We start from the raw sequence: 24,478 nt of genomic DNA, 5'->3' as shown, positions 1-24,478 counted from the left end.
GTCACAGGACGGGGCCCACGGTGATGCGAACGACAGGCCCTAGGTGTGTAGTCGGCGGAGGGGCGCCGTGAGTGCCGTGCGGGTCTCCCCGGACATGCCCTAGTCCTCCAGAACCGGCAGCAGTTCCGGCAGATGGCCGTCCGATGCGGCGGCCGCCTCCTGCCGCTCCTGCGGCACGTCGCCGTACAGCGTGTTGCGGGCACGGGCCGGGCGGCCCGCGGTCTCCGCGATGGCGAGGAGGTCCTTGACCGAGCGGTACGAGCCGTAACTCGAGCCCGCCATACGGGAGATGGTCTCCTCCATGAGCGTGCCGCCCAGATCGTTCGCGCCCGAACGGAGCATCTCCGCGGCACCCTCCGTGCCGAGCTTCACCCAACTGGTCTGGATGTTGGGGATGTAGGGGTGGAGCAATAGGCGGGCCATGGCGGTGACCGCGCGGTTGTCACGGGTGGTGGGTCCCGGGCGGGCGATGCCCGCCAGGTAGACGGGCGCGTTGGTGTGGATGAACGGCAGCGTCACGAACTCGGTGAAGCCCTCCACGCCCTTCTCCAGGGCCTGCTGCTGCATCCCGGCCAGGGTCCGGAAGTGGCCGAGCCAGTGCCGCGGCTGATCCACGTGCCCGTACATCATCGTCGAGCTGGAACGGATGCCCAACTCGTGTGCCGTGCCGACGACTTCCTTCCAGGTGGCCGTCGGCAGCTTGCCCTTGGTGAGGATCCAGCGGACCTCGTCGTCGAGGATCTCGGCGGCCGTCCCGGGGATCGAGTCGAGACCCGCCTCGCGCGCAGCGGTCAGCCACTCGCGGATCGAAAGCCCGGTGCGCGAGGCGCCGTTGACGACCTCCATGGGTGAGAAGGCGTGCACATGCATGCCCGGTACCCGCTCCTTCACGGCCCGCGCGATGTCGAAGTACGCGGTGCCGGGCAGGTCCGGATGGATACCGCCCTGCATGCAGACCTCGACCGCCCCTACGTCCCAGGCCTGTTGGGCCCGGTCGGCGACCTGGTCGAGGGAGAGGGTGTACGCGTCGGCGTCGGTGCGGCGCTGGGCGAAGGCGCAGAAACGGCAGCCGGTGTAGCAGACGTTGGTGAAGTTGATGTTGCGCGTGACGATGTACGTGACGTCGTCTCCGACCACCGATCTGCGCAGGTCGTCCGCGATACGGGTGAGGGAGTCGAGGGCAGGGCCGTCGGCGTGCAGCAGGGCGAGCGCCTCGTCGTCGGTGAGACGGGTCGGGTCGTCGGCGGCGACACCGAGCGCCTCGCGCACGTCGCCGTCGATGCGCGAGGGCACCATGCCGGGTGCGGCGGCCTCGCGCAGCGCCTCCCAGTCCCCGTAGACCGCGTCGAAGTCGTCACGCCGGTCGGAGGTGCGGCCGGTGGTGTCGATGGTGTGGTGCAGATCGGTGCGGCCGGTCGCGGTGAACGCCTCGTCGGGCTCCTGCCAGGGCAGGCCCTCGGGCAGCACCTCGGAGCGGGCCAGACCCGTCTTCGGGTCGGCGAGCGCGCGCACGTGCGGGAGCAGCCGCGGGTCGAGCCAGGGCTCGCCGCGCTGCACGAACTCCGGGTACACGCACAGCCGTTCACGCAGCTCGAAGCCCGCGACAGCCGATCGTTCGGCGAGTTCGTCGAGCTGCGGCCAGGGCTTCTCGGGGTTCACGTGGTCGGGGGTGAGCGGCGAGACGCCGCCCCAGTCGTCGATGCCGGCGGCGATGAGGCGCTCGTACTCGCCGTCGACGAGGTTCGGCGGGGCCTGCAGGCAGCCCGAGGGGCCCATGATGTGCCGGGCGACGGCGACGGCCGCGACCAGGTCGTCGAGCTCCGCGTCCGGCATGCCGCGCATCGCGGTGTCCGGCTTGGCACGGAAGTTCTGGATGATCAGTTCCTGGATGCCGTGGTACGAGCGGGCCACGCGCCGCAGCGCGAACAGCGAGTCCGCGCGCTCCTCGTACGTCTCCCCGATCCCGATCAACAGCCCGCTGGTGAACGGCACGGACGACCGCCCCGCGTCCTCGAGCACCCGCAGGCGTACGGCGGGCTCCTTGTCGGGGGAGCCGTGGTGCGGGCCGCCCGGCTCGCTCCACAGTCGGGTGGCGGTGGTCTCCAGCATCATGCCCATCGACGGGGCGACCGGCTTGAGGCGCTGGAAGTCGGTCCAGCTCATGACGCCCGGGTTGAGGTGCGGGAGCAGTCCCGTCTCCTCCAGGATGCGGATCGAGATGGCCCGTACGTAGGCGATGGTGTCGTCGTACCCGTGCGCGTCGAGCCATTCGCGGGCCTCCGGCCAGCGGTCCTCCGGCTTGTCGCCGAGCGTGATCAGGGCTTCCTTGCAGCCGAGTTCGGCGCCGCGGCGGGCGATGTCGAGCACCTCGTCCGGCGACATGAACATCCCGTGGCCCTCGCGGCGGAGCTTGCCGGGGACGGTCACGAAGGTGCAGTAGTGGCACTTGTCCCGGCAGAGCCGGGTGAGCGGGATGAAGACGCTCTTCGAGTACGTGATCACGCCCGTGCGGCCGGCGGCCTCGAGGCCCGCGTCCCGTACTCGCGCCGCGGAGGAGGTCAGATCCTCCAGGTCGGCGCCGCGCGCCTGCAGCAGTACGGCGGCCTCGGCGGCATCGAGCGCGACACCGTCCCTCGCTCTGCGCAACGCTCGCCGCATGGCGTTCGCGGTGGGTCGACTCGGTTCTCCCTGGCGTCCGGCCTGGTCATCCGTCATACATCGAGCATACGGATCACCCGCGCCGGCCGAGGGCCGGGATCTCGGCCGGTGAGACGGCGGCCGGCCGCGCGGGCCGGGTCGGGACCACCCTGCCCGGACAGCACATCTACGGCTTGTCCGGCAGGAGTTGAGCCGCGAGCGATCGTGCCGTGGCGGTGAGGGTGACCGTGTCGAGGCCGGTCCTGCCCATGAACACGATCCCTTGTTGCGCGGCCAGCAGAGCGCGCGCGAGTGCGATCGGATCGGTTCCGGCCGGCACGTCGCCCTCTCGCTGGGCGCGGGTCACGCAGTCGCCGATCAGTGCGGTGGACGTCTCGTAGGCGCGGTGGGCATGGGCGAGGACTTCCGCGTCGGCGGTGCCGAGTTCGCATGTGCTGTTGGCCAACAGGCAACCGCGTCGCGCGCCGCCGTCGGTCAGGCCGTCGATGGGCGCCTCCAGGAGCATGCGCAGTGCGTCCACCGCCCGTGGAGCGTCATCGAGGGCTTGCCGAAGGTGGCCGTGGTTGTCGTCGGTGTAGCTGCGCAGTGCGCGCAGGAAGAGCTGGCGCTTGTCGCCGAACGCCGCATAGAGGCTCCCCTTGCCCAGCCCGCTGACCCGCATCAGGTCTTCGAGGGAGGTCGCGGCGTATCCGGCGTCCCAGAACTGCTCCAGGACGGCGGTCAGTACCTGCTTCTCGTCGAACGCTCGAGGACGTGCCATACCGGGCAGGATACGAGTTCTTGACCGTCCAGTCCACCAAGCCGTATGGTGGACCAGGCGGTCAAGAACTCCGTCGCACGACTCGACCAGGGAGAAGCACATGGGAAAGCTGGACCACAAGGTGGCGATCGTGACCGGCGGCTCGCGGGGAATCGGAGCGGCGACGGCACTGGCGCTGGCCGACGAAGGAGCCGACGTCGCGATCAGCTACTCGTCCTCGGCGGATCGGGCCAAGGCCGTGGTCGCCGACCTGGAGGCGAAGGGAGTGCGCGCGGCGGCCTTCCGCGCCGACCAGGCAGATGCCGCACAGGCGGCGGAACTGATCCACAACGTGGCCGAGCGGTTCGGGAGGCTGGACATCCTGGTCAACAACGCGGGCTACACCGCAGCCGCGCCGATCGACAGCGAACTCGCCGACGAGGCCGCCTTCGACCGCCAACTCGCCATCAACTACACCAGCGTGGTGGCCGCGATCCGGGCGGCCTTCCCGCTGCTGCCCGACGGCGGCCGGATCGTGAGCATCAGCTCGGGCGTGGCCGCACGCGTGGGCTTTCCCGGGATGACCGACTACGCGGGCACCAAGTCCGCCATCGAGGGATACAGCAGGGGCGCCGCCCGCGACCTGGCCCACCGTGGCATCACGGTCAACGTCGTCCAGCCCGGGTTCGTCGACACCGAGATGAACCCCGCCGACGGCCCGGCCGCCGCCACGTTCCTCGCGACGACGGCGATGGGGCGGCACGGCAGGCCGGAGGAGATCGCCGCAGGCGTGGTCTTCCTCGCCTGCCCGCAGGCCTCCTACGTCACCGGCACGGTGCTGAGGATCGACGGCGGATACAGCGCATAGCGCCGGCCCCCGAGACGACGGCGAGCGACGCCTACGGATTCAGCACCCGCCCCAGGAATGCGCGCAGGTGGCCCGCGACGACGTCCAGGTGGCTCTCCAGCAGAAAATGGCCGCCGTCGAGCAGGTGCACCTCCGCATCCCTGGCGTCGCGGGTGAAGGCCCGGGCGCCCGCCGGACCGAAGATCTCGTCGTTACGGCCCCACACGGCCAGGACGGGGACCTCACCGGTGCGCAGGAATTCCTGCAGCGGCGGGTAGAGCGCACGGTTGTTCACGTAGTCGCGGAACAGGGCCAGTTGGACCTCGTCATTGCCCGCGCGGGAGACGAGTGCGTGGTCGTGCTCCCAGGTGTCCGGGCTGACCACGCTCGGATCCGGGACGCCGTGCAGGTACTGCCGGCGGATCGCGTCGAGGGACAGCGCGGCGCGGACGGCGGGCTCGGTCTCCGGGCCGGGATTCGCCGCGTACGCCCAGACGTCGGCCCAGAACGATTCGACGAACCCCTCCTCGTAGCCGTTGCCGTTCTGGGTGACGAGGGCGGAGATGCGTTCGGGGTGCCGGAGGGCGAGGCGCCAGCCGATGGGGGCGCCGTAGTCCTGGACGTAGAGGGCGTAGCGGTCCAGGCCCAGGTGGTCGAGCAGTCCGGAGGTGAGGTCGGCGAGCGCGTCGAAGGTGTACGTGAACTCCTCGGCGCGCGGGGCGGCGGAGCGGCCGAAGCCGAGGTGGTCGGGCGCGATGACGCGATACTCCCCGGCCAGTAGCGGGATGAGCTCGCGGAACATGAACGAGCTGGTCGGGAAGCCGTGCAGCAGGACGATCGCGGGGGCGTCGGCCGGGCCGGCCTCGCGGTAGAAGAGCTCGTGGCCGTCGATGGTGGCGATCCGATGATGCACCTGATGCACCGCATTCATGTCTAACCCCTTTGCGCGTTCGATCCGGTTAGCTGTTCGCCATGGAAGCACGGGCAAGCTAACCTGTCAAAAGGCTCTATACGGTTAGAAGGTGAGCGGCGGCGATGAACGTACTCCTCGACCTGCTCAACAGCAGGCCCTTGATCGACGGCACGGAGCAGGACGCCCTCGCCGACCCGGCCGACGGCAGAAGCTGGGCGAGCGAACACGGCGGCGACGGCAGCCGCGCCGAACTGGCGCTCCTGCGCGAGGTCCGGGACGTCCTGCGGGACGTGGTGTGCGGTCAGAGCCCGCCCACCGCGCTGTCCCCCTTCCTCGAAGGGGTCCACCAGGTGCCGGAGTTCACCGCGGACGGCCTGCACTGGACGGTGAAGTCGCCTGTGCACACCCGCCTGCCCGTCGAGCTGATCCTCACCTGGGCCGCCACCGAGGATCGGTACCCGGGCCGGCTCCGCCCCTGCGCCAACAGCGAGTGCCGGCTCTTCCTGCTCGACCGCAGCCGAGCCAACCGCGCCCGCTGGTGCTCGATGGCCACCTGCGGCAACCGCGCGAAGGCCCGCCGCCACTACGAGCGGAGCCGCTGAGGTGCGTCAGATGTGCTCGGCGTAGCCGTCCAGGACGGGCAGCAGGCCGGCCTCGTCCCTCGCCGGTAGCTGGAGGATCGCTTCGTCGATGCCGAGGTCGCGGTAGTAGGCGAGTTTGCCGGGGGTGGGGTCGACGCCGGTGAGGGCGATGCGGAGGTCGTCCGGCGCGCGGCCCGCCTCCTTCCAGGCGGTGCGGAGCGCGGGGAGGGAGTCGCGGAGGCCGCTGCCGCCGACCGGCATCCAGCCGTCCGTCTCGGCGGCGATACGGGCGAAGAGGCCGGGGCCCGCGGCGCCCCCGATGAGGACGCGCGGCCCGTGCAGGAGCCCGGCGGGCGCCGAACGCGGTGTGCGCTGCGGCTTCGGGTGTACGTCGGCGGCGGTCACGCGCGCCGACTCGCCTTCGTACGAGGTCGGTTCGGGTGACCAGAGCGCACGCATCACGGCGAGACGGTCGCTCACCAGGGTGCGCCGTCGTGACCAGTCGACGCCGTGGTCGGCGGCCTCCTCGCGGTTCCAGCCGTAGCCGATGCCGAGGGTGACGCGACCGTCGGAGAGGTGGTCGAGGGTGGCGACCTGCTTGGCGAGGTCGATGGGGTCGTGCTGGGCGACGAGTGTGATGTTCGTGCCGAGGCGGAGGTGCTGGGTCACGGCCGCGGCCTGGGCGAGGGCGACGAACGGGTTGAGCATGCGGGCGCATTCCGGGGGCATCACCCCGCCCGGGTAGCGGGAGGTGGTGGTCACGGGGATGTGCGAGTGCTCGGGCAGGTAGAGGGCGTGGAAGCCGCGGGATTCCAGGGCGCCGGCCAGCACGGTCGGGGGGATGGTCCGGTCGGTGAGGTACAGGGTCGCTGAGATCCGCAAGGTTCCTCCCGGTCAGGTGGGGAGACAGGATCGGCCTTGCGGGCTGCGGTCTCAAGACGCGGGCCGGGGTTGATTCGGCTCGGTACCGGGGGGTGTGCGGTGCGGCCGATGCCGGGCGAGGGCGAGCACTCCGTCAGACGACGAGCCCCCGGCGGTACGCGTAGACGACCGCCTGGACCCGGTCCCGCAGGCCGAGCTTGGTGAGGATGCGGGAGACGAAGGTCTTGACCGTCTCCTGGCTGAGGACGAGCGTCGCGGCGATCTCGCTGTTGGAGAGGCCGTCGGCGATGAGGCGGAGGACCTCGAGTTCGCGGGGGCTGAGCGGGACGTCCTCCTCCCGGTCGCCCTCCGCCGGCCGGATCCTGGCGGCGTACCGGCCGACGAGCCGGCGCGTCACCTCCGGGTCGAGGAGGGCCGCGCCGGTGGCCACCGTCCGTATGCCGTGCAGGAGTTGGGACGGCGGCGCGTCCTTGAGGAGGAAGCCGCTGGCACCCGCGCGCAGCGCCTCGTACACGTACTCGTCGAGGTTGAACGTCGTCACCACGAGCACCTTGGTCGGATGCGCGACCCCCGCGCCGGCCAGGAGGCGGGTGGCCGCGATGCCGTCGAGGACCGGCATCCGGACGTCCATCACCACGACATCCGGGTGGATCTCGGCGGCGAGGTCGACCGCCGCCCGGCCGTCCTCACACTCGCCCGCGACCTCCAGGTCCGGCTGCGCGTCGATGATCGTCACCAGGCCGGTGCGGATCAGCATCTGGTCGTCGCAGACCAGGACCCGGGTCGGTTCGCTCACGAGCGGTTCCCGGCCGGGATCCTCGCCCGTACGAGAAAGCCGCCGCCCGTACGGTCGCCCGCGCTGAACTCGCCGCCCAGTACGTCGACACGCTCGCGCAGGCCGGCCAGGCCCCGCCCGCTGCCACCGGGGGCGCCCGATCGTGCTCCGGACCCGTCCGTGCCGACCGCCACCGTTATCTCCCTGTCCCCGTGCTGCACCCGTACCGAAGTCCGGCTGCCGTGAGCGTACTTGAGGGCGTTCGTCAGGGCTTCCTGGACGACCCGGTAGGCCACCAGGTCGCCGCTGCCGGTCGACTCGGCGGGCGTGCCGTGCTCGCTGAACTCCACCGGCTGGCCCGCCCGGCGGGTCTGTTCGACGAGCGTGCGGATACGGCCGACGACGGGGACCCTGAGGTCGGTTCCGTGGTCCGGGTTGAGCAGGTCGAGGAGGTGGCGCAGGTCGGTGATCGCCTGCCGGCCGGTGTCGGTGACGGCGGTCAGGGACTGGTCGAGGCGGTCCGGTGCGGCCGTCAGATAGCGGGCCGCCTCGGCCTGCACGACCATGGCCGTCACGTGGTGGGTCACCACGTCGTGGAGTTCGCGGGCGATGCGGCTGCGCTCGGCCTGCCGGGTCTCCTCGGCGACGCGCAGGCGCCGTTCGGCCTCCGCCGCCCTGGTGGCGCGCAGCCAGGATCCGATGCCCCAGGCGAGGCCGAGGGCCAGGTAGAGGATCGTCAGCTCACTGATCGGCTCACCCGGAGCCAGCTGCGCGAGGGCGACGGCCAGGGCGAGGAACGCCAGCGTCAGCAGACCCACGGCCAGGCGCCGGCGCTGTTCCAGGCGGGACGCCAGGCAGATGAGGACGATCGGCAGGGCGGTCCCCGCGAGCGAGTGGTAGCCGAGGAGTTGGTCGGCCGAGAAACCGAGAGCGACCAGTGCGCTGCAGACGACCGGCCACTGCCGGCAGACGACGAGCGGGAGGGCCTCGACGGCGATCACCAGGACGGCCAGGAGATCGAAGGGCCTGGCCTCGACTCCGCCGACCTGGGTGCCGTGGTTCTCCATCGACGGCATGAACGACCCGGCGAAGAGCAGCACGCCGAGGAGGGGGTACACGGCCTTGGCTCCGTAGCGGCGCCAGACGTCCCGGGCCTCCCGTGAACTGATCATCGGAGCAGTGTAGTTGTGGTGATGGACGGGGCGGTGCCGAGCCCGTGGCCTGCGGGATCGTCGTTTGTTGCGGCGAGTTGGAGGGTCGGTCTCATGGCGGTTCCTCCTGCTACGGCGGCGGTGGCCGCGGGTTGGGTGGAACGCTACGGATCCGGCGGGGGCGGAATCGTCACCGTGGGGTGGACACCTCTATGTAGCTCTGGGGAGGGACGGGCCGCCTCCGGGCCCGGCCGGGGGGGCTCACCCGCGCCCCATCATTCGGAGGAGTTCGTCCCCTTCCCTTTCAGTGGCGTTCAACGCTCAATACCAGAGTGCTCTGCACAGCCACGCGGAACAGCCACGCGAAGAGGCAGCCCCTACGAACCGGGAGCCACCACCATGTGCGAAGAACACAGCCACGGCGCCGGACGCCACCCCGGCAGACGTGCGTTGCTCGTGACGGGCGCGGCGACGGCACTTACGTTGAACAGCGTGACCTTCGCGAACGCAGCCGAGGAGCCCGCCCCCGGAGCCGACGGAAAGCCGGACCGGCCACGGACGAAGACCGTCCGCGGCACCTTGCCCACCGGCTCCCCCGACTACGTGTACCTGCCGGTCGAAGTACCGCACGGTGTACGCGAGTTGGCCGTCTACTACACGTACGAGAAGCCGGAGGTCCCGGCGGGCACCCAGGGCAACGCCCTCGACATCGGCATCTTCGACGAACGCGGAACGGACCTCGGCGGCAAGGGCTTCCGGGGCTGGTCGGGCGGCGCACGCAGCGAGTTCTTCATCCGCGCCGACGCCGCGACCCCGGGATACGTCCCGGGCCCGGTGCGCGCCGGTACGTGGCACATCGCGCTCGGCCCGTACACCGTCGCTCCCGAGGGTCTCCCGTACGAGGTGACGGTCACGCTGAAATACGGCGACCCCGGCCGGACCCCGAAGCCTGTGTATCCGCCGGAGCGCGCCAAGGGGCGCGGCCGGGCCTGGTACCGGGGCGACTGCCACATCCACTCCTGGTACTCCGACGGCCGCCGCACCCCGGCCGAGATCGCGGCGCTCGCCCGCGCCGCCGGACTCGACTTCATCAACTCATCGGAGCACAACACCCAGTCCGCGCACGCCCATTGGGCCGAACACGCGGGCGACGACCTGCTGATCCTGCTCGGCGAGGAGGTCACCACGCGCAACGGGCATGTGGTGGCGCTCGGCACGGACCCGGGCACGTTCGTGGACTGGCGCTACCGGGCCCGCGACAACCGGTTCGGGCACTACGCGCGGGAGATCCGCCGGTCCGGCGGCCTGGTCGTACCCGCCCATCCGCACGCCACCTGCATCGGGTGCAACTGGAAGTTCGGTTTCGGCGAGGCGGACGTGGTGGAGGTGTGGAACGGCCCGTACACCCCCGACGACGAGGTGTCCCTGCAAGCCTGGGACGGAACCTTGCAGGCCGCGCGCCGGGGCTGGACCCCGGCGATGGGCAACAGCGACTCGCACAAGGACCCCGACCGCATCGGCGGACCGCAGACCGTCGTACTCGCCGAGGACCTGACCCGCGAGGCGATCCAGGAAGGACTCAGGAAGGGCCGCAGCTACGTGGCCGAATCGGCTTCCGTGTCACTGGAGTTCAGCGCCGCGGGCGGACGCGGACGGCACGCCGGCATCGGCGGGCGGCTCGACGTCGCCCCGGACGAACCGGTGTCGGTGCGACTCGATGTGAAGGGCGCGCCGGGCTGCACCCTCCACCTCGTCACCGACCAGGGCACCCTCTTCACCGGCCCGGCCCTCCCGGACTCCGGCACAGGTTCGGCCCAGTGGAGCACCACAGCCCAGTACGCCTCCTACGTACGCGCCGAGGTGCGTCACGCACCGACCGCCGAGGGGCTTCCGGGAGCGCTCGCGGCGTTCACCAATCCGGTATTCCTCGGGGGGAGTTGAGCCTTCTCGCTGTATCTCCACGCGCAACGACCGCCGTTCCCGGACCGGGGGGCCGGGCATCCTCGCCCCGCCCCAGTCCGGGATCGGCCGGCGCCGGCGCAGTTGTATGCGCGTAATCTTCCGGGACGGGAGTGCGGGTAGGTGTGCGGGTGCGGGGATGAACCGGGACACAGCGAGGAATCATGTTCGACTCACTGCGGGGTGGCGGGTTCATCAAGGGCTCTGCCGCCGCTTTGGGCGACGTCTTCCTCGGGGGGCGGATGCTGCTCGTCGGCTGCATCGGGACGCTGGGCGGGTTCGCGAGTGCGATCACCAACAGCGGCATCGGTGAGCGGCTGGGTTTCTTCGGCCTCGGCTGCGTGTGTCTCGTCCTCGCGAGACTCTCCTGGCGACACGTGGCGCGCGAACAGACCGAACGTCAAGCGGAACGGCTGGCGAAACAGCAGGCCGAGCGGCAGGCCAAGCAGCAGCCTCGACGCGACACCAGGTAGCCCCGTACCCCTCGGAGCGTCCCACGCAGGACCACCCGGTCCGCGACGCGACGACCGCCGTCGTCACCCCGGCCACACCACCGACTGCAGTTCGCTGTACGCGTGCAGTGCGTAAGAGCCGACGTCGCGGCCGACGCCGCTGCGCTTGAAGCCGCCGAAGGGGGCCTCCATGTTGCGGCCGACGGTGTTCACACCGACGCCGCCGGCGCGCAGGCGCGCGGCGACGCGGAAGGCGCGGGGCGTGTCGGTGGACCAGATGTAGTCGATGAGTCCGTAGTCGCTGTCGTTGGCGAGGGCGATGCCCTCCTCCTCGTCGTCGAAGGGGACGACCACGACGACCGGGCCGAAGATCTCCTCGCGGACGATCCGCATATCGGCCGTGCAGTCCGCGAAGAGGGTGGGAGCGACATAGAAACCCAGCTCCAGGGGCGGCCGTTCGCCGCCTGCGACGAGTCGGGCGCCCTCCTTGCGGCCGAGGTCGAGGTAGGACTCGATGCGATCGCGGTGGGAAGCCGAGATGACCGGTCCGACGACCGTGCCCCCGGCCCGCGGATCACCGACCGGGAGTCGGCCGATGTAGGCCTTGAGATCCGCCAACAACCGTTCATAGATGCCCCGTTGGGCGATGACCCGGGTCGGCGCGGTGCAGATCTGGCCGCTGTAGAAGGCGTACGTGGTGCCGATGCCGGCGATCGCGGAGTCCAGGTCGGCGTCGTCGAAGACGAGAGCCGCGCCCTTGCCGCCCAGCTCCATCAACTGCCGTTTCATGCCGCGGCCACAGACCTCGGCGATGCGCTGCCCGACCGCCGTACTGCCGGTGAAGCTGACCATGTCGACGTGCGGGGAGTCCACGGCGGCCTCGCCGACCTCGGGGCGGGCGCCGCTGACGACGTTCACGACCCCGGGCGGTGCGCCGGCCTCCGTGAGGGCGGCGGCCATCCGGTAGACGGAGAGCGGGTCCTGCGGTGCCGGTTTGAGGACCACGGTGTTGCCCATGGCGAGGGCGGGTGCGACCTTGCCGGCCGGGTTGGCCCAGGGGTTGTTGTACGAGGTGATGCAGGTGACGACGCCGACGGGACGGCGCACCGCGAGCGCACCGAGTACGCCGCCCTTGCCCATCGGTCCGGCCTGGGTGACCTGCGGGGGCAGCGCCTGCTCGACCGGTTCGAGCGCGCCCTTCGCGTACCGCTTGAAGCGGGCGATGCCCACGCCGACCTGCATACCGCGGGCGGTGCCGATGGTGGCGCCGCTCTCGGCCTGGGCCAGTTCGGCGTGCGCGGCGTAGTCGCGCCCCATGAGGTCGGCCGCGCGGTCGAGCACGGCCGCGCGCTCCTCCGGGGTGGTACGGGACCAGGCGTCGAAGGCGTCGGAGGCAGCGGCGGCCGCGTCGTGCACCTGGGCGCGGCTCGCCTCGGGGGCGAGACCGACGGTCTCCTCGGTGGCCGGATCGACGACCGGATAGTGGCCGCCGTCCGGTTCGGTCCACTCCCCCGCGATGAACAGCCGTTGCTCTTCGGGCTGCTGGGCGATGCTGCTCACCTGGTGCTCACCGTCCTGGTGTCGCGGCCGGAGCGCAGCACCTTGCCCGGTACGGCGCCGGTCACGACGTCCTCCCGGATCGCGGCCACACCGTTGACCCAGACCGCCTCGATCCCGATGGCCTGTGAGTCGAGGCGCGGGCTGTCACCGGGCAGGTCGTGCACCAGGGTGGCCTTGCCGGCGTCGATACGTTCGGGGTCGAAGAGGACGAGGTCCGCGTGGTACCCCTCGGCGATACGTCCGCGCTCGCGCAGCCCGAACAGCCGCGCCGGATCGTCGGTGAGCATCTTCACCGCCCGTTCCAGGCCCACGAGTTGACGACCACGCAGGCAGTCGCCGAGGAAACGTGTGGTGTACGGGGCGCCGCACATCCGGTCCAGGTGGGCGCCGGCGTCGGAGCCGCCCAGCATGATGTCCTCGTGCTCCCAGGCCTGGCGGCGCAGGTCCCAGGAGTCGGGGTCGTTGTCGGTCGGCATCGGCCAAAGGACCGTGCGCAGCTGGTCGTTGGAACAGATCTCGACCAGGCACTGGAAGTCGTCCTGGCCGCGTTCGGCAGCGATGTCGCGGACGACGCGGCCGGTCAGGCCGTCGTTCTCGGGGCTGTATGTGTCGCCGATGACGTAGCGCCCGAAGTCGGCGAGCCGGCGGAAGACGCCCGCCTCCTTGGAGTCGGCGCGGCGCAGCATCTCGCTCCGCACGTCCGGGTCGCGGAGTTTCTCGATGCGCTCCGGTACGGGCAGGCCGAGGATGTCGCCCCAGCCGGGGATCAGGTTGAGTGCGCAGAAGGTGCCGAGGGACATGTTCATCGGCGTGAGGATCGGCATGGTCAGGGCGACGATGCGGCCGCCGGCCTTGCGGGCGCGTTCGCTGGGCACCAGCTGGCGCGGTACACGTTCGGGGACGGCGGCGTCGATGGTCAGCACGTTCCAGTTGAGGGGGCGTCCGGCCGCGGCGCTCATCTCCACGAACAGGTCGATCTCGTCGTCGGAGAACTGGTCGAGGCAGCCGGCCACGATCGCCTCCAGCTGCGTCCCCTCGTGCTCGGACACCGCCTTGGACAGCGCGAGGAGTTCGGCCGGTTCGGCGTGCCGGGACGCGACCGGCCGGCCGTCGCCGTCGGAGTGGGTGGAGGACTGGGTCGTCGAAAGGCCCCAGGCACCTTCGTCCATCGCCTGGTGGAACAGGTCGACCATGGCGGCCAGTTGCTCCTGCGTCGGCTGCCCGCCGACGGCGTCCTCGCCCATGACATAACGGCGAAGCGCGCAATGCCCCACCATGAAACCGGCGTTGACGGCGATACGCCCGTCGAGCCGCTCGAGGTACTCGCCGAAGCCGGACCAGTTCCACGGCGCACCCTCCTCGAGCGCCACCAGGGACATCCCCTCCACCTTGGACAGCATTCTGCGGGTGTAGTCGGCGTCCTGGGGGCGGTCGGGGTTGAGGGGCGCCAGGGTGAATCCGCAGTTGCCGCCGGCGACGGTGGTGACCCCGTGGTTGAGGGACGGTGTGGCGTACGGGTCCCAGAACAGCTGGGCGTCGTAGTGCGTGTGCGGGTCCACGAATCCCGGCGCGAGGATGCGGCCGCTCGCGTCCTCGCGGGTGCGGGACTCCTCGGCGACGGTGCCGGGTTCGGCGATCACGGCGATACGGCCGTCGCGGATCCCGACGTCCGCGACGTACGAGGGGGAGCCCGTGCCGTCGACGACGGTCGCGCGTTCGATGAGGTGGTCGAGCATGTGTCCCTCCGGGGGTCGCGAGTGGTGTCGGGTGGCCGGTGGGGGGCCGGGGCCGCAGTGGCCGCCACGCCGGTCCTGGCTCCCCACCGGTTTCTCTCCGGGCCGGTCCGGGTCCGGGAAACCCTTGCCGGTCCCCTCCGGCCGGTGGACGAGCTCGTCACCGTCCGGTGGCGTTGCGTACGAGGGGAGCGCATGATCCCTCGACGCCCATCAGGCACCTCAGGGCAATCGCGCCCCCTTGGGGCCATCAAGCCCGCTCCGGGCAGGATCAAGCCCCTCCGGCGATTGAGGAGCGGGGTCCGGGGCGGAGCCCTGGAAGCCACCCGCCCCGGCCGGGGCGAAGGATGCCCTCAACCCCGGACCGGCCAAGCGCTAGCGCCCCGCTTCGCGGAACCGCGAGGTCCGATGGACCGGATCCGTATCGATCTTCGGGATCACATGCTCCCCCACCAGACGGATCGTCTGGAGTGTGTCCTCGCGAGACACCCCCACCGGCAGCCCGAAGGACAGCTGGTCCGCCCCCGCCTGCTCCCACCGCTTGCACTGCTGCAGCACCTCGTCGGGGTCGCCGCAGATCAACAGCTCCTCGGCGATGAGGAGTTCGATGATCTCCTCGTTGTACTCGGGCAGGGTCTCGGGCCAGACCGGGAAGCCCTCGGGGCGGGGGAACGTGTCGTGGTACCGGAAGAGCAGTGACTGCAGATAGTGCAGCCCGCCCCCGGCAGCGATCCGCACCGCCTCCTTGTGCGTCGGCGCGCAGACCGCCGTGGAGGTGACCATCACGTTGTCGTTGACGAAGTCGCCGATCGGTTCGGCGTCCTGGATGGCGTTCTTGTACTGCTCGAGCACCCACTCCATGTCCGAGACCTTCTGCACGCTGAAGCCGAGGACCCCGAGCCCCTTGCGCGCGGCCATCGCGTACGAGGGCGGGGACCCGGCCGCGTACCACATGGCCGGGTGCGACTTCCCGTACGGCTTCGGCAGGATCTTGCGCGGCGGCAGCGACCAGTGCTTGCCCTGGAAGCCGGCGTACTCGTCCTGGAGCCACATCTTGGGGAACTCGGCGATCGTCTCTTCCCAGATCTCCTTGGTGAAGTTCATATCGGTGACACCCGGTATGAACCCGAGGATCTCGTGGGACCCGGCGCCGCGTCCCGAGCCGAACTCGTGCCGCCCCTCGGAGAGATGGTCGAGCATGGCGACCTTCTCGGCCACCTTCACCGGGTGGTTGACCTGGGCCAGCGGGTTGAAGATGCCGGAGCCCAGGTGGATGCGGTCGGTCGCGTGGGCGAGGTAGCCGAGGAAGACATCATTGGCCGAGAGGTGCGAGTACTCCTCGAGGAAGTGATGCTCCGACGCCCAGGCGTACTTGAAGCCCGACTTGTCGGCCTGGATGACGTACTCGGTCTCCTCCATCAGCGCCTTGTGCTCCGCGAGCGGGTCGGTCTCGGCCCGCTTGCCGACGTATCCCTGTACAAAGAGCCCGAATTCCAAGGAGGTTCACCGTCCTCGTTTCGATACTGGGTCGCCTCACCGGCGTCGTTTCTGACGTACCGTCAGATTGGCTGCCTCAGACTGTTCCACCCCCCACGACGACCGTCAATACTGACGACCAGTCAGATGACGCTCACCCCGGACAGCCAGCCGCCGTCGATCACGAACGGCTGCCCCGTGATGTACGCCGAGTCCCCCGAGCTCAGGAACAGCGCCAGATCCGCGACCTCCCGCGGCCGCCCCATCCGCCCGAGCGGCACCAGCTTCCGGTAGAGCCCGTCGAGCGCCTCGGAGGTCTCGGCGGAGTCGGCCGCCGGGTCCAGTTGCGCCGGATTCGACATGGGGGTGTCGATGGCGCCGGGGCACATGGCGTTGACCCGCACCTTCCCGCGCGCCAGCTCCATCGCGGCGACCCGGGTGAGCCCCAGGATCGCGTGCTTGGTCGCGGCGTACGTGCCGACCGCGGCCATGCCCGTCATCGCCGTGTACGAGGCGGTGTTCACGATCGTGCCGCCTCCGGCTGCCGCGATCTCGGGCGCGACGGTCTTGATGCCGAGGAAGCAGCCGACCTGATTCACCTCGATGACCTGCATGAACTCCGAGAGCGGGGTGTCGAGCAGGGTATTGAAGCGCAGAATGCCCGCGTTGTTCACCAACCCGTCGACCTTGCCGAAGCGGTCCTTCGCCGCCGTCACAGCGGCTGCCCACTCCTCCTCGCGCCGCACGTCGAGGTGGACGTACACGGCCCGCTCGTCCCCGATCTCCTTCGCCACGGCTTCGCCCTGCTCGTCGAGCACGTCGGCGAGCACCACGCACGCCCCCTCCTCGGCGAAGAGCCTCGCCTCCTGCTCGCCCTGCCCGCGCGCGGCTCCGGTGACGACGACGACTCGACCGTCCAGCTTGCCCATGCGTTGCTCCTGGTGAGAGTGACGTTGAGTGATGGGGTGGTCGGGGGGTGCGGCCCCGTGGCGACGTACCGGCGGCGTACTGGTGGCGTACTGGCGACTCCTGGGCGCCGCACCGACGAACCTCAGACGGCAAGCAGCGGCCCGACATCCGCCCCGAACGCTGCGATCTGGTCCGTGAGTTCGGACCGGCTGCGACACCGGAAGCGCACCTGGATCTGGTGCACCCCCATGGCCGCGTACGCGCGCAGCGACTCGGCGATGGCCTCCGGCTTCCCGGTGAGAGTGCGCCTGCCGGCCCGCCAGTCGGCGTCCCCCACGTACAGCGGTTCGGTGATCGCCCCGACCACCAAGGGCTCCTCGACCCCGGCGGCTTCCCTGAGTTCCCTCAACCGGGCTATACGGGAGGGGAGTTCGGATCTCGGGTCACCCTGCGGCAACCATCCGTCCCCTTGCGTCGCGGCCCGTCGCAGCGCAGCCGGCGACGAGCCGCCCACCCACAGCGGCACCCGATCCTGCACGGGACGCGGCCGCTGTCCGAGACCGGTGAACTCATAGCGCGGACCGCGGTGTTCGGGAAACTCCTCCTGCCCGAGCGCCGCCCGCAGCGCATCGACCGTCTCGTCGAGCAGACGCCCCCGGCCCTCGAAGTCGGCGCCCAGAGCGGCGAATTCCTCGGGTACGTGTCCGGCCCCGACCCCCAGGATCAGCCGTCCGCCGCTGAGATGGTCCACCGTCGCGTAGGCCTTCGCGGTGGCGAGTGGATGCCGGAGGCCCACCACGGCCACATGGCTGAGCAGGCCGACGCGTTCAGTGACGGCGGCCAGATGGGCCAGGGTCGCCACCGGGTCGTACCAGGTGGTTCCCATCGTGTCCGCGAGCCGCCGCGGGATCGCCACATGGTCGCAGGTGGCGACGTACGCGAACCCCGCACGGTCCGCGGCCTGCGCCACCGCCACCAGGTCCGCCACACCGGCCCCGGCCTCCCAGGGCTCGGCGTAGAGCGTGCTCTGCGACTGCACGGGCAGCTGCATGCCGTAGGCGAGCCGGCCGGGCTCCGCGCCCGGCCCGGGAGCGCCGGGCCGCGCTCCCCCGCTCATGCTCCCGCCCACAGCCCGTCCTCGGTGAGGCCGAGCAGGTCGATGGCGTTGCCTCGCACGATCCGGTCGACCACGTCCGGGTCCAGGTGACCCATCTGCGACTCGCCGACCTCGCGGGACTTCGGCCAAGTGGAGTCGGAGTGCGGGTAGTCGGTCTCGTAGAGGACGTTCGCGACACCCACCGAGTCGAGGTTCTTCAGGCCGAAGGCGTCGTCGAAGAAGCAGCCGTAGACGTGGTCGGCGAACAGCTCGGACGGCGGCCGGTGCACCTTGTCCGCGACCCCGCCCCAGCCGCGGTTCTCCTCCCAGACCACGTCGGCGCGCTCCAGGATGTACGGGATCCAGCCGATCTGGCCCTCCGCGTACATGATCCGCAGGCCGGGGAACTGCTCGAACTTGCCGCTCATCAGCCAATCGACCATCGAGAAACAGCAGTTGGCGAAGGTGATGGTCGAGCCGACCGCGGGCGGCGCGTCCGACGACGTGGACGGCATCTTCGACGACGAGCCGATGTGCATCGCGATGACGGTGCCGGTCTCCTCGCAGGCCCGCAGGAACGGGTCCCACTCGTCACCGTGGATCGACGGCAGACCGAGGTACGGGGGTATCTCGGAGAAGGCGACGGCCCGTACACCGCGGGCCGCGTTGCGCCGCACCTCGTCGGCGGCGAGCCGCGCGTCCCACAGCGGGATCAGGGTCAGCGGGACGAGCCGGCCGCCGGCCTCGGGCCCGCACCACTCCTCCACCATCCAGTCGTTGTACGCACGCACGCTGAGCAGCCCGAGTTCGCGGTCCTTGGCCTCGGTGAAGGTCTGCCCGCAAAAGCGCGGGAAGGTAGGGAAGCAGACTGCGGACTGAACATGATTGACGTCCATGTCAGCCAGCCGCTCCGGCACACTGAACGACCCCGGCCGCATCTGCTCGTACGTGATGATCTCTAGCTTGATCTCGTCCCTGTCGTAACCGACGGCCGTGTCGAGACGGGTCAGCGGCCGGTGCAGATCCTCGTACACCCACCAGTCGCCGATCGGCCCGTCGTCCCCGGGACTGCCCATGACGGGCGCGAACTTGCCGCCCAGAAAGGTCATTTCCTTCAACGGCGCCCGGACGATACGCGGCCCCTTGTCCTGATACTTGGACGGGAGCCGGTCCTGCCAGACGTTGGGGGGCTCCACCGTGTGGTCGTCCACCGAGATGATCTTCGGGAAGGTCTCCATGTCTGCCACGGTAGCGCCGATCTGACGGATCGTCAGCAAGTGGAGCGGCATGAGATGGCGCCATATCTGATGCATCGTCACTCACGTGGTGAGGCTTGATCTTGCGGGCATGGGACCGGCACGTGCGCGAAGGCACTTCGCGGGGCGGTAGGTCCGCCGCCGGCAACCGGCGACGGACGACCCGCGAGCCCGCTCGACGAGGCAGGGACTCGCCGCGCGTACTAGGGACTCACCCCGGTGGCCGGTCAGTGATGGCTGGTGACTGATGGCTGGTTGCACCTGCTCGTGTCCCACTACGACCGCATCAGAGCGAGCTTCTCGCCGTACGCGTCCAGTACGGCGCCGTGCCCGGCGCGCCTGGCCAGCGTCTCGACCTGGGTGAAGAGGTGGCGTTGGGCGGTCGCGTCGCCCGTGCGGGAGATGTGGGTGGCGGTGTCGAGGAGCGTGGTGGTGTCCCAGTCGGGCAGCGGATACCGGATGAGTTCCCAGTGCAGGAATTTGTTGTACGGGCGGGGGCGGTGGTCGAGCGCGAAGAGGAGTTCGAGGAGGAACCTGAGGCCGTCTGCGGCGTCCAGGTGCGACGCCAGGGAGTGGCCGTCGCGATCGTTCTTCACGGAGCGGTAGACGGAGTTGGCGTAGGCGTCGAGCCACTTGGCCGACTCACGGAAGGCCTCGTCGGGCTCGAGGTGCGCCTTGCCGGCCAGGATGTGGGCGACGCCGCCGTCGAGCCGGTCGAGTACGACGCGGGCGCGGGCCAGGGCGTAGCGCTCGAAGCCGGGCATGCCGAGGGCGCGGAACTCGGTCAAGGAGCAGAAGACCAGATCGAGTTCGGGGCTGCGGTGCCCGGCGTAGCGGGTGAGGTCCGTTCTCGCCCCGTCGGCGAGAACGACGTACAGGTCGTGGTCGGAGTGCGCGGTGGTCATGCCTTCGTGTGCGCGGGAGCCCTTGAGCACGAGGCCTACGACTGCCGGGTCGGCTGTGGCGAGTTCGAGGAACGCCTCGTAGGTGAGGGGTGGCTGGGTGGCGGTCATCTGTGATCTCCGGTGATGGGGCGGTGACGGACATGTCAGCCGGCGGCCCCGAACCAGCCGCCGGGGTCGCCCGAACCTCTGCGGCGGCACACGGCCGCCGCCCGGAGAATCAACGCACGGAGGGGACGTTACGGGCGCAGCGGTCGCGACGTCTTCCGGTTTTCGTCCGGCGGCGGGCGAGGGACGGAGCGAATGAGGAACGGGGCGGAGTGGGGTGCGGGGCGGATGAAGTACGCGGGGCCGCAGGGCGTATGAGGTACGCGGCGCGTATGCAGCACGCAGCACACAGCACACCTGCGTCATTCGGTGTGTATGGCGTACATGGCGCGTATGGGGTACACAGTGCGCAAGCTGTGAAGCTGCAGGTATGCGATACACGGCGCGTATGCCGCACACGGTGCGTATGCCGTACACGGCATGTACGCCCTACACAAGCACGTACGCCGCACACGAGCGCGTATGCCGTACGCGCCGCGTGCGCCGCACGCATCACTGAGGCGGTACGCACCACGTAGGCGGTACGCACCACGCCCCGGTACGTACTCACAGCCGGCGTGCCCACAGCCACGGACCCCCGCAGCCAGCTGCACGGACCGACCACCGCGTCCGCGCATCCGCGATCCACCACCGAGGCAGGCGGCGAGACGGGAAGGGAGCCTCGCCCTTGAACCGGGCCCTCGAGCCGGGCCCTCGAGCCGCAGCCCTCCCTCCCGAGATCCACAACCTCCACAGGCCATAGTCGTGCGGACCCTGTGAGAGGTGTCTCTCGCGGCTGACGGAATCGGCATGGACAAGGCAAACTGGCAGGGGCGATTCCATGTCCGGCCACCATGGCCGGGCGATCCGGTCATTCCGGTCGAACTGCCCGGCCCACGCGGCCGGGTGGTCCGCACGGCGGGGCGGATCGTGCATCAGGAACGCCGCCCGGTCTCGACCGAGTTCGCCAGGGGGATCAGAGGATGGACGGAGTACCGCGAGTACCCCAGCAGCGGAGCCCGGAGAGGGAGCCGTTGCGGTTCAGTGTGCTCGGACCGGTACGCGCATGGCGGGGCTCCGCGCCGCTGCAGACCGGCTCGCCGCAGCAGCGCGCCCTGCTCGCCGCCCTGCTGCTGCGGGAGGGCCGTACGGCCACCGCGTCCGAACTCATCGACGCCGTATGGGGCGACGAGCCGCCCTCACAGGCTCTGGCCGCGATCCGCACCTACGCCTCGCGGCTGCGCAAGGCACTCGACGCCGACGTCCTCACCAGCGAGTCCGGCGGCTACTCGGTCCGGCTCACCCCCGATTCCCTCGACCTCACCACTGCCGAGGAATGGTGGGCGGACGCCGAGAAGGCGCGCGGCGCCGGCGACCTCTGCCAGGCCCGCGCCCTGGTCAACAAGGTCCTCGACCTCTGGGACGGCGAACCCCTGGCGAACGTCCCCGGCCCGTACGCCGAGACCCAGCGCGTCCGCCTGGACGAATGGCGGCTCCAACTTCTCGAATCCCGCCTCGACATGGACCTGGAGCAGGGCTGCCACGCCGAGGCCATCTCCGAGCTGACGGCACTCACCGCCGCGCACCCGCTGCGCGAGCGACTGCGCGAACTGCTGATGCTCGCCCTGTACCGCTCCGGCCGGCAGGCCGAGGCCCTCGCCGTCTACGCCGACACCCGCCGCCTGCTCGCCGACGAACTCGGTGTCGACCCGCGGCCGGGACTCGCCGAACTCCAGCAGCGCATCCTGCAGGCCGACCCGAAGCTCGCGGAGCCCTCCGCCGCCGACGTCCAGCCGGACGCCACTCCCGTACGCCCGGCCCAACTCCCTGCCACGGTCGCCGACTTCACCGGCCGTGACACCTTCGTCGACGAACTGTCCGAACTGCTCGCCTCCGCCGAGGGCCGTGTGATGGCGGTGTCCGCGCTCGCCGGGATCGGCGGCGTCGGCAAGACGACCCTCGCGGTGCACGTCGCGCACGCCGCCCGCACGCACTTCCCGGACGGGCAGCTCTACGTCGATCTGCAGGGCGCAGGCCATCGCGTCGCCGAGCCGGAGACCGTACTCGGGTCGTTCCTGCGGGCCCTCGGCACACCGGACTCGGCCATCCCGGACACCCTCGAGGAACGCGCCGCCCTCTACCGCTCCGTCCTCGACGGCCGCCGCGTCCTCGTCCTGCTCGACAACGCCCACGACACCGCGCAGGTAAGGCCGTTGCTGCCGGGCACCGCCGGCTGCGCCGCGCTCGTCACCTCCCGCGTACGGATGGTCGATCTGGCCGGGGCGCATCTCGTCGACCTGGATGTGATGTCGCCCGAGGAGGCGCTCCAGCTCTTCACCCGGATCGTCGGCGAGGAGCGGGTCGCCGCGGAACGCGAGGCCGCACTCGACGTGGTCGGCGCGTGCGGCTTCCTGCCGCTCGCCATCCGCATCGCGGCATCGCGGCTCGCCTCCCGCCGCACCTGGACGGTGTCCGTACTCGCCGCGAAGCTCGGGGACGAGCGCCGCCGCCTCGACGAGCTCCAGGCGGGCGACCTCGCGGTCAAGGCCACCTTCGAACTCGGCTACGGCCAGCTGGATTCGGCCCAGGCCCGCGCCTTCCGCCTGCTCGGCCTCGCGGACGGGCCCGACATCTCCCTCGCGGCCGCCGCGGCCGTACTCGACCTCCCCCTCGACGCCACCGAGGACCTCCTCGAATCCCTCGTCGACACGTCCCTCCTGGAGTCCGCGGCCCCCGGCCGCTACCGCTACCACGACCTGGTCCGCCTCTACGCGCGTGCGTGCGCGGAACGCGACGAACAGCCACCGAGCGAACGGGACGCCGCGCTGTCGCGGTTGCTGGACTTCTATCTGGCTACGGCGGCGAGGGTCTACGCGATTGAGCGACCGGGGGATCGCACGGTGGACCACCTCGAAGCAACACCGGATTCGCGGCCGACCTTCAGCAGCGATGCAGAGGCCTTGGATTGGCTGCATGCAGAAGCCGCCTGCATTCTGGCCTGTGTCCAACAGTCACTCGGCCCTGACACTCTGCGTCGAGCAGTCGATCTCCTCCTGGCAGCCAAGGACTTGTCTGAATCGGGAGCCAGTTCGCTGCGCTACAAGTCGGCCACGTGCGCTGCGCGAGACGCAGCGGCTGCGACAGGTGACGCGCACGCCGAAGGACGTGCGCGCGTCACACTCGCCCAAGTGCTGTGCAGCAACGGCCATTTCAATCTGGCGGAGGCCGAGGCCGGCAAGGCCGTCGACCTGCACAAGTCCTCCGCCGACCCGTGGACGGGCAGTAACGCCCCCAACGAACTGGGCATCATCGCGAACTGCCAGAATCAACACCCTGATGGAGAGAAGCACCTCCGCAGCGCGATCGAGGCATTCCGGGCAGATCGAAACCGCCCGGGCGAAGCGAGCGCCCTCTGCAACCTGTCCCGCAGCCTCGACGCGATGAATCGCAGCTCGGCGGCGATCGATCTCGCCCAGCAGGGCATGGCTATTTACGACGACCTCGGGCTCACCTTTCGCCTGGCCAATGCTCGCTACGCCTTGGGGATCACCCTCAGCCATGCGGGCAGGCGCACTGAGGCACTCAGCCAACTCACTGAGGCCCTCGCCGTATTCACGGACAGCCGACAGCGTCTGTGGCAGGGCACCACGCACTATCGAATCGCCGAGGTCCATCTGGCAGCGGGGCACCCCGCGCAGGCTGCTCAGCACGCCGAGCAGTCCCTGGCCATCGGATTCATCGGCGGCGAGTGGATGCGCGCGAATGTACTGACCGTGCTCGGTCGATCGCTCGACCGTCTCGGTCAGCGCGACCGCTCCCGCGCCTGCTGGCAGGAGGCTCTGGAGATCCAGGAGCAGGCGGGAGCCCCCGAGGCGGACATGCTGCGCGCATTGCTTCAGCCCGTCGCGGCGGCCTGAATTTCGGCGCCGTGCACCACTCACCCCGGGCGTTCATTGAACGTTTATGGGCCGCTGCCATTCTCTAGCCATCGGTCCGTCGCGTCGGGGGGCAGACGGATCAACTGGGGCCCACCAGTAAGGTGATCGGCCCAAGAACGCCCGTTCGGCGGTCCTCGGGGGAGTCGCCGAACGGGCGTCCCCGGACTTCCGGAATACCGTCAGACCGACAGGGAGCCTGCTATGAGCGACGCAGCGAAGAACGACGGCATATCGACCCAGGGCGACAGCCACCAGCCCGCTCCCCCCAAGGACGGCGCCACCACCCAGGGCGACAGCCACCAGCCCGCACCGCCCAAGGACGGCGCCACCACCCAGGGCGACAGCCACCAGCCCGCACCGCCCAAGGACGCCTGAGGGCTGCGGTTCCAACGGGGGATCGGCCGCGGCGGCGCGGAGGGGGAGCCGTCGCGGCCGCCGCGTGTCCAGGGCGATTTTCGCCAGCCCTTGGCCGGAGCACCTCCCCCATCTTGGACATTCGCCCCCCCCTGTTCACCAGCAGGCCGTGCATCCGCAGATCCCACCCGGTAACAGGAATTCATGCGA

The 24,478-nt window shown here is 70.3% G+C and carries 19 protein-coding genes; 6 read left to right on the top strand and 13 right to left on the bottom strand.

The genetic code is table 11. The features are described from left to right. Positions 1–99: 99 nt before the first annotated feature. Together DSC45_RS28650 and DSC45_RS28645 are read right to left on the bottom strand one after the other, a co-directional pair. Positions 100–2,715, bottom strand: coding sequence for a bifunctional FO biosynthesis protein CofGH (locus DSC45_RS28650; RefSeq protein WP_119294871.1), 2,616 nt, complete (start codon positions 2,713–2,715; stop codon positions 100–102). A gap of 109 nt (positions 2,716–2,824) precedes the next feature. Beyond that, positions 2,825–3,418, bottom strand: a complete 594-nt coding sequence (locus DSC45_RS28645; RefSeq protein ID WP_119294870.1) for a TetR/AcrR family transcriptional regulator — start codon at positions 3,416–3,418, stop codon at positions 2,825–2,827. Positions 3,419–3,518: 100 nt separating this feature from the next. Between DSC45_RS28645 and DSC45_RS28640 the strand changes: the two genes are divergently transcribed. Next, positions 3,519–4,265 (top strand): SDR family NAD(P)-dependent oxidoreductase, encoded by a 747-nt coding sequence (locus tag DSC45_RS28640; RefSeq protein ID WP_119294869.1) that lies wholly within the window; start codon positions 3,519–3,521, stop codon positions 4,263–4,265. A 31-nt stretch (positions 4,266–4,296) separates the two neighbouring features. Here the strand turns inward: DSC45_RS28640 and DSC45_RS28635 are convergent, their stop codons facing one another. Then, positions 4,297–5,166: an alpha/beta fold hydrolase gene (locus DSC45_RS28635; RefSeq protein WP_119294890.1), complete on the bottom strand. Its 870-nt coding sequence runs from the start codon at positions 5,164–5,166 to the stop codon at positions 4,297–4,299. Between the two features lie 113 nt (positions 5,167–5,279). Between DSC45_RS28635 and DSC45_RS28630 the strand changes: the two genes are divergently transcribed. After that, the gene (locus tag DSC45_RS28630; protein WP_119294868.1) at positions 5,280–5,759 is read left to right on the top strand and encodes a CGNR zinc finger domain-containing protein; all 480 of its coding nucleotides are present in this window, start codon (positions 5,280–5,282) and stop codon (positions 5,757–5,759) included. 6 nt (positions 5,760–5,765) lie between these two features. Here DSC45_RS28630 and DSC45_RS28625 read toward each other — a convergent pair whose 3' ends face one another. From DSC45_RS28625 to DSC45_RS28615, 3 genes are all read right to left on the bottom strand, one after another. Beyond that, positions 5,766–6,620 carry a TIGR03619 family F420-dependent LLM class oxidoreductase gene (locus DSC45_RS28625; RefSeq protein ID WP_119294867.1) on the bottom strand — a complete coding sequence of 285 codons (855 nt, stop codon included), beginning with the start codon at positions 6,618–6,620 and terminating at the stop codon, positions 5,766–5,768. A 133-nt stretch (positions 6,621–6,753) separates the two neighbouring features. Further along, positions 6,754–7,416, bottom strand: a complete 663-nt coding sequence (locus tag DSC45_RS28620) for a response regulator (protein WP_119294866.1) — start codon at positions 7,414–7,416, stop codon at positions 6,754–6,756. Then, entirely contained in the window at positions 7,413–8,567 is a 1,155-nt protein-coding gene (locus tag DSC45_RS28615; protein ID WP_119294865.1) for a sensor histidine kinase, read from the bottom strand. The genes DSC45_RS28620 and DSC45_RS28615 overlap by 4 nt, the downstream gene beginning before the upstream one ends. 378 nt (positions 8,568–8,945) lie before the next feature. On the opposite strand from DSC45_RS28615, the gene DSC45_RS28610 reads away from it, so the two are divergent. Both DSC45_RS28610 and DSC45_RS28605 read left to right on the top strand, forming a co-directional pair. Continuing rightward, positions 8,946–10,487, top strand: coding sequence for a CehA/McbA family metallohydrolase (locus DSC45_RS28610; RefSeq protein WP_119294864.1), 1,542 nt, complete (start codon positions 8,946–8,948; stop codon positions 10,485–10,487). 182 nt (positions 10,488–10,669) lie between these two features. Further along, positions 10,670–10,978 (top strand): hypothetical protein, encoded by a 309-nt coding sequence (locus DSC45_RS28605; RefSeq protein ID WP_119294863.1) that lies wholly within the window; start codon positions 10,670–10,672, stop codon positions 10,976–10,978. A 63-nt stretch (positions 10,979–11,041) separates the two neighbouring features. Here the strand turns inward: DSC45_RS28605 and DSC45_RS28600 are convergent, their stop codons facing one another. The 7 genes from DSC45_RS28600 to DSC45_RS28570 form a co-directional block, all read right to left on the bottom strand. Then, positions 11,042–12,517, bottom strand: a complete 1,476-nt coding sequence (locus tag DSC45_RS28600) for an aldehyde dehydrogenase family protein (RefSeq protein ID WP_240434891.1) — start codon at positions 12,515–12,517, stop codon at positions 11,042–11,044. Continuing rightward, positions 12,514–14,253 carry an N-acyl-D-amino-acid deacylase family protein gene (locus tag DSC45_RS28595; RefSeq protein ID WP_119294862.1) on the bottom strand — a complete coding sequence of 580 codons (1,740 nt, stop codon included), beginning with the start codon at positions 14,251–14,253 and terminating at the stop codon, positions 12,514–12,516. Before DSC45_RS28595 ends, DSC45_RS28600 begins: the two co-directional genes overlap by 4 nt. Before the next feature lie 372 nt (positions 14,254–14,625). Then, positions 14,626–15,747, bottom strand: coding sequence for an LLM class flavin-dependent oxidoreductase (locus DSC45_RS28590; protein ID WP_119294861.1), 1,122 nt, complete (start codon positions 15,745–15,747; stop codon positions 14,626–14,628). A gap of 122 nt (positions 15,748–15,869) precedes the next feature. Then, the gene (locus DSC45_RS28585; protein ID WP_119294860.1) at positions 15,870–16,655 is read right to left on the bottom strand and encodes an SDR family NAD(P)-dependent oxidoreductase; all 786 of its coding nucleotides are present in this window, start codon (positions 16,653–16,655) and stop codon (positions 15,870–15,872) included. Positions 16,656–16,777: 122 nt separating this feature from the next. Then, positions 16,778–17,752 carry an LLM class F420-dependent oxidoreductase gene (locus DSC45_RS28580; RefSeq protein WP_119294888.1) on the bottom strand — a complete coding sequence of 325 codons (975 nt, stop codon included), beginning with the start codon at positions 17,750–17,752 and terminating at the stop codon, positions 16,778–16,780. After that, positions 17,749–18,969 carry an amidohydrolase family protein gene (locus tag DSC45_RS28575; RefSeq protein ID WP_119294887.1) on the bottom strand — a complete coding sequence of 407 codons (1,221 nt, stop codon included), beginning with the start codon at positions 18,967–18,969 and terminating at the stop codon, positions 17,749–17,751. Before DSC45_RS28575 ends, DSC45_RS28580 begins: the two co-directional genes overlap by 4 nt. Before the next feature lie 293 nt (positions 18,970–19,262). After that, positions 19,263–20,000, bottom strand: coding sequence for a hypothetical protein (locus DSC45_RS28570; RefSeq protein ID WP_119294859.1), 738 nt, complete (start codon positions 19,998–20,000; stop codon positions 19,263–19,265). A gap of 959 nt (positions 20,001–20,959) precedes the next feature. Between DSC45_RS28570 and DSC45_RS28565 the strand changes: the two genes are divergently transcribed. Together DSC45_RS28565 and DSC45_RS28560 are read left to right on the top strand one after the other, a co-directional pair. Continuing rightward, the gene (locus DSC45_RS28565; RefSeq protein ID WP_119294858.1) at positions 20,960–23,893 is read left to right on the top strand and encodes an SARP-family global regulator AfsR; all 2,934 of its coding nucleotides are present in this window, start codon (positions 20,960–20,962) and stop codon (positions 23,891–23,893) included. A gap of 222 nt (positions 23,894–24,115) precedes the next feature. Beyond that, positions 24,116–24,289 carry a sigma-like protein gene (locus DSC45_RS28560; protein ID WP_119294857.1) on the top strand — a complete coding sequence of 58 codons (174 nt, stop codon included), beginning with the start codon at positions 24,116–24,118 and terminating at the stop codon, positions 24,287–24,289. Positions 24,290–24,478 lie beyond the last annotated feature (189 nt).

It is taken from the genome of Streptomyces sp. YIM 130001, from assembly GCF_003574445.1.
In the GTDB taxonomy this organism is placed as follows: Bacteria; Actinomycetota; Actinomycetes; order Streptomycetales; family Streptomycetaceae; genus Streptomyces.
This window is presented reverse-complemented; position numbering and strand designations above follow the sequence as displayed.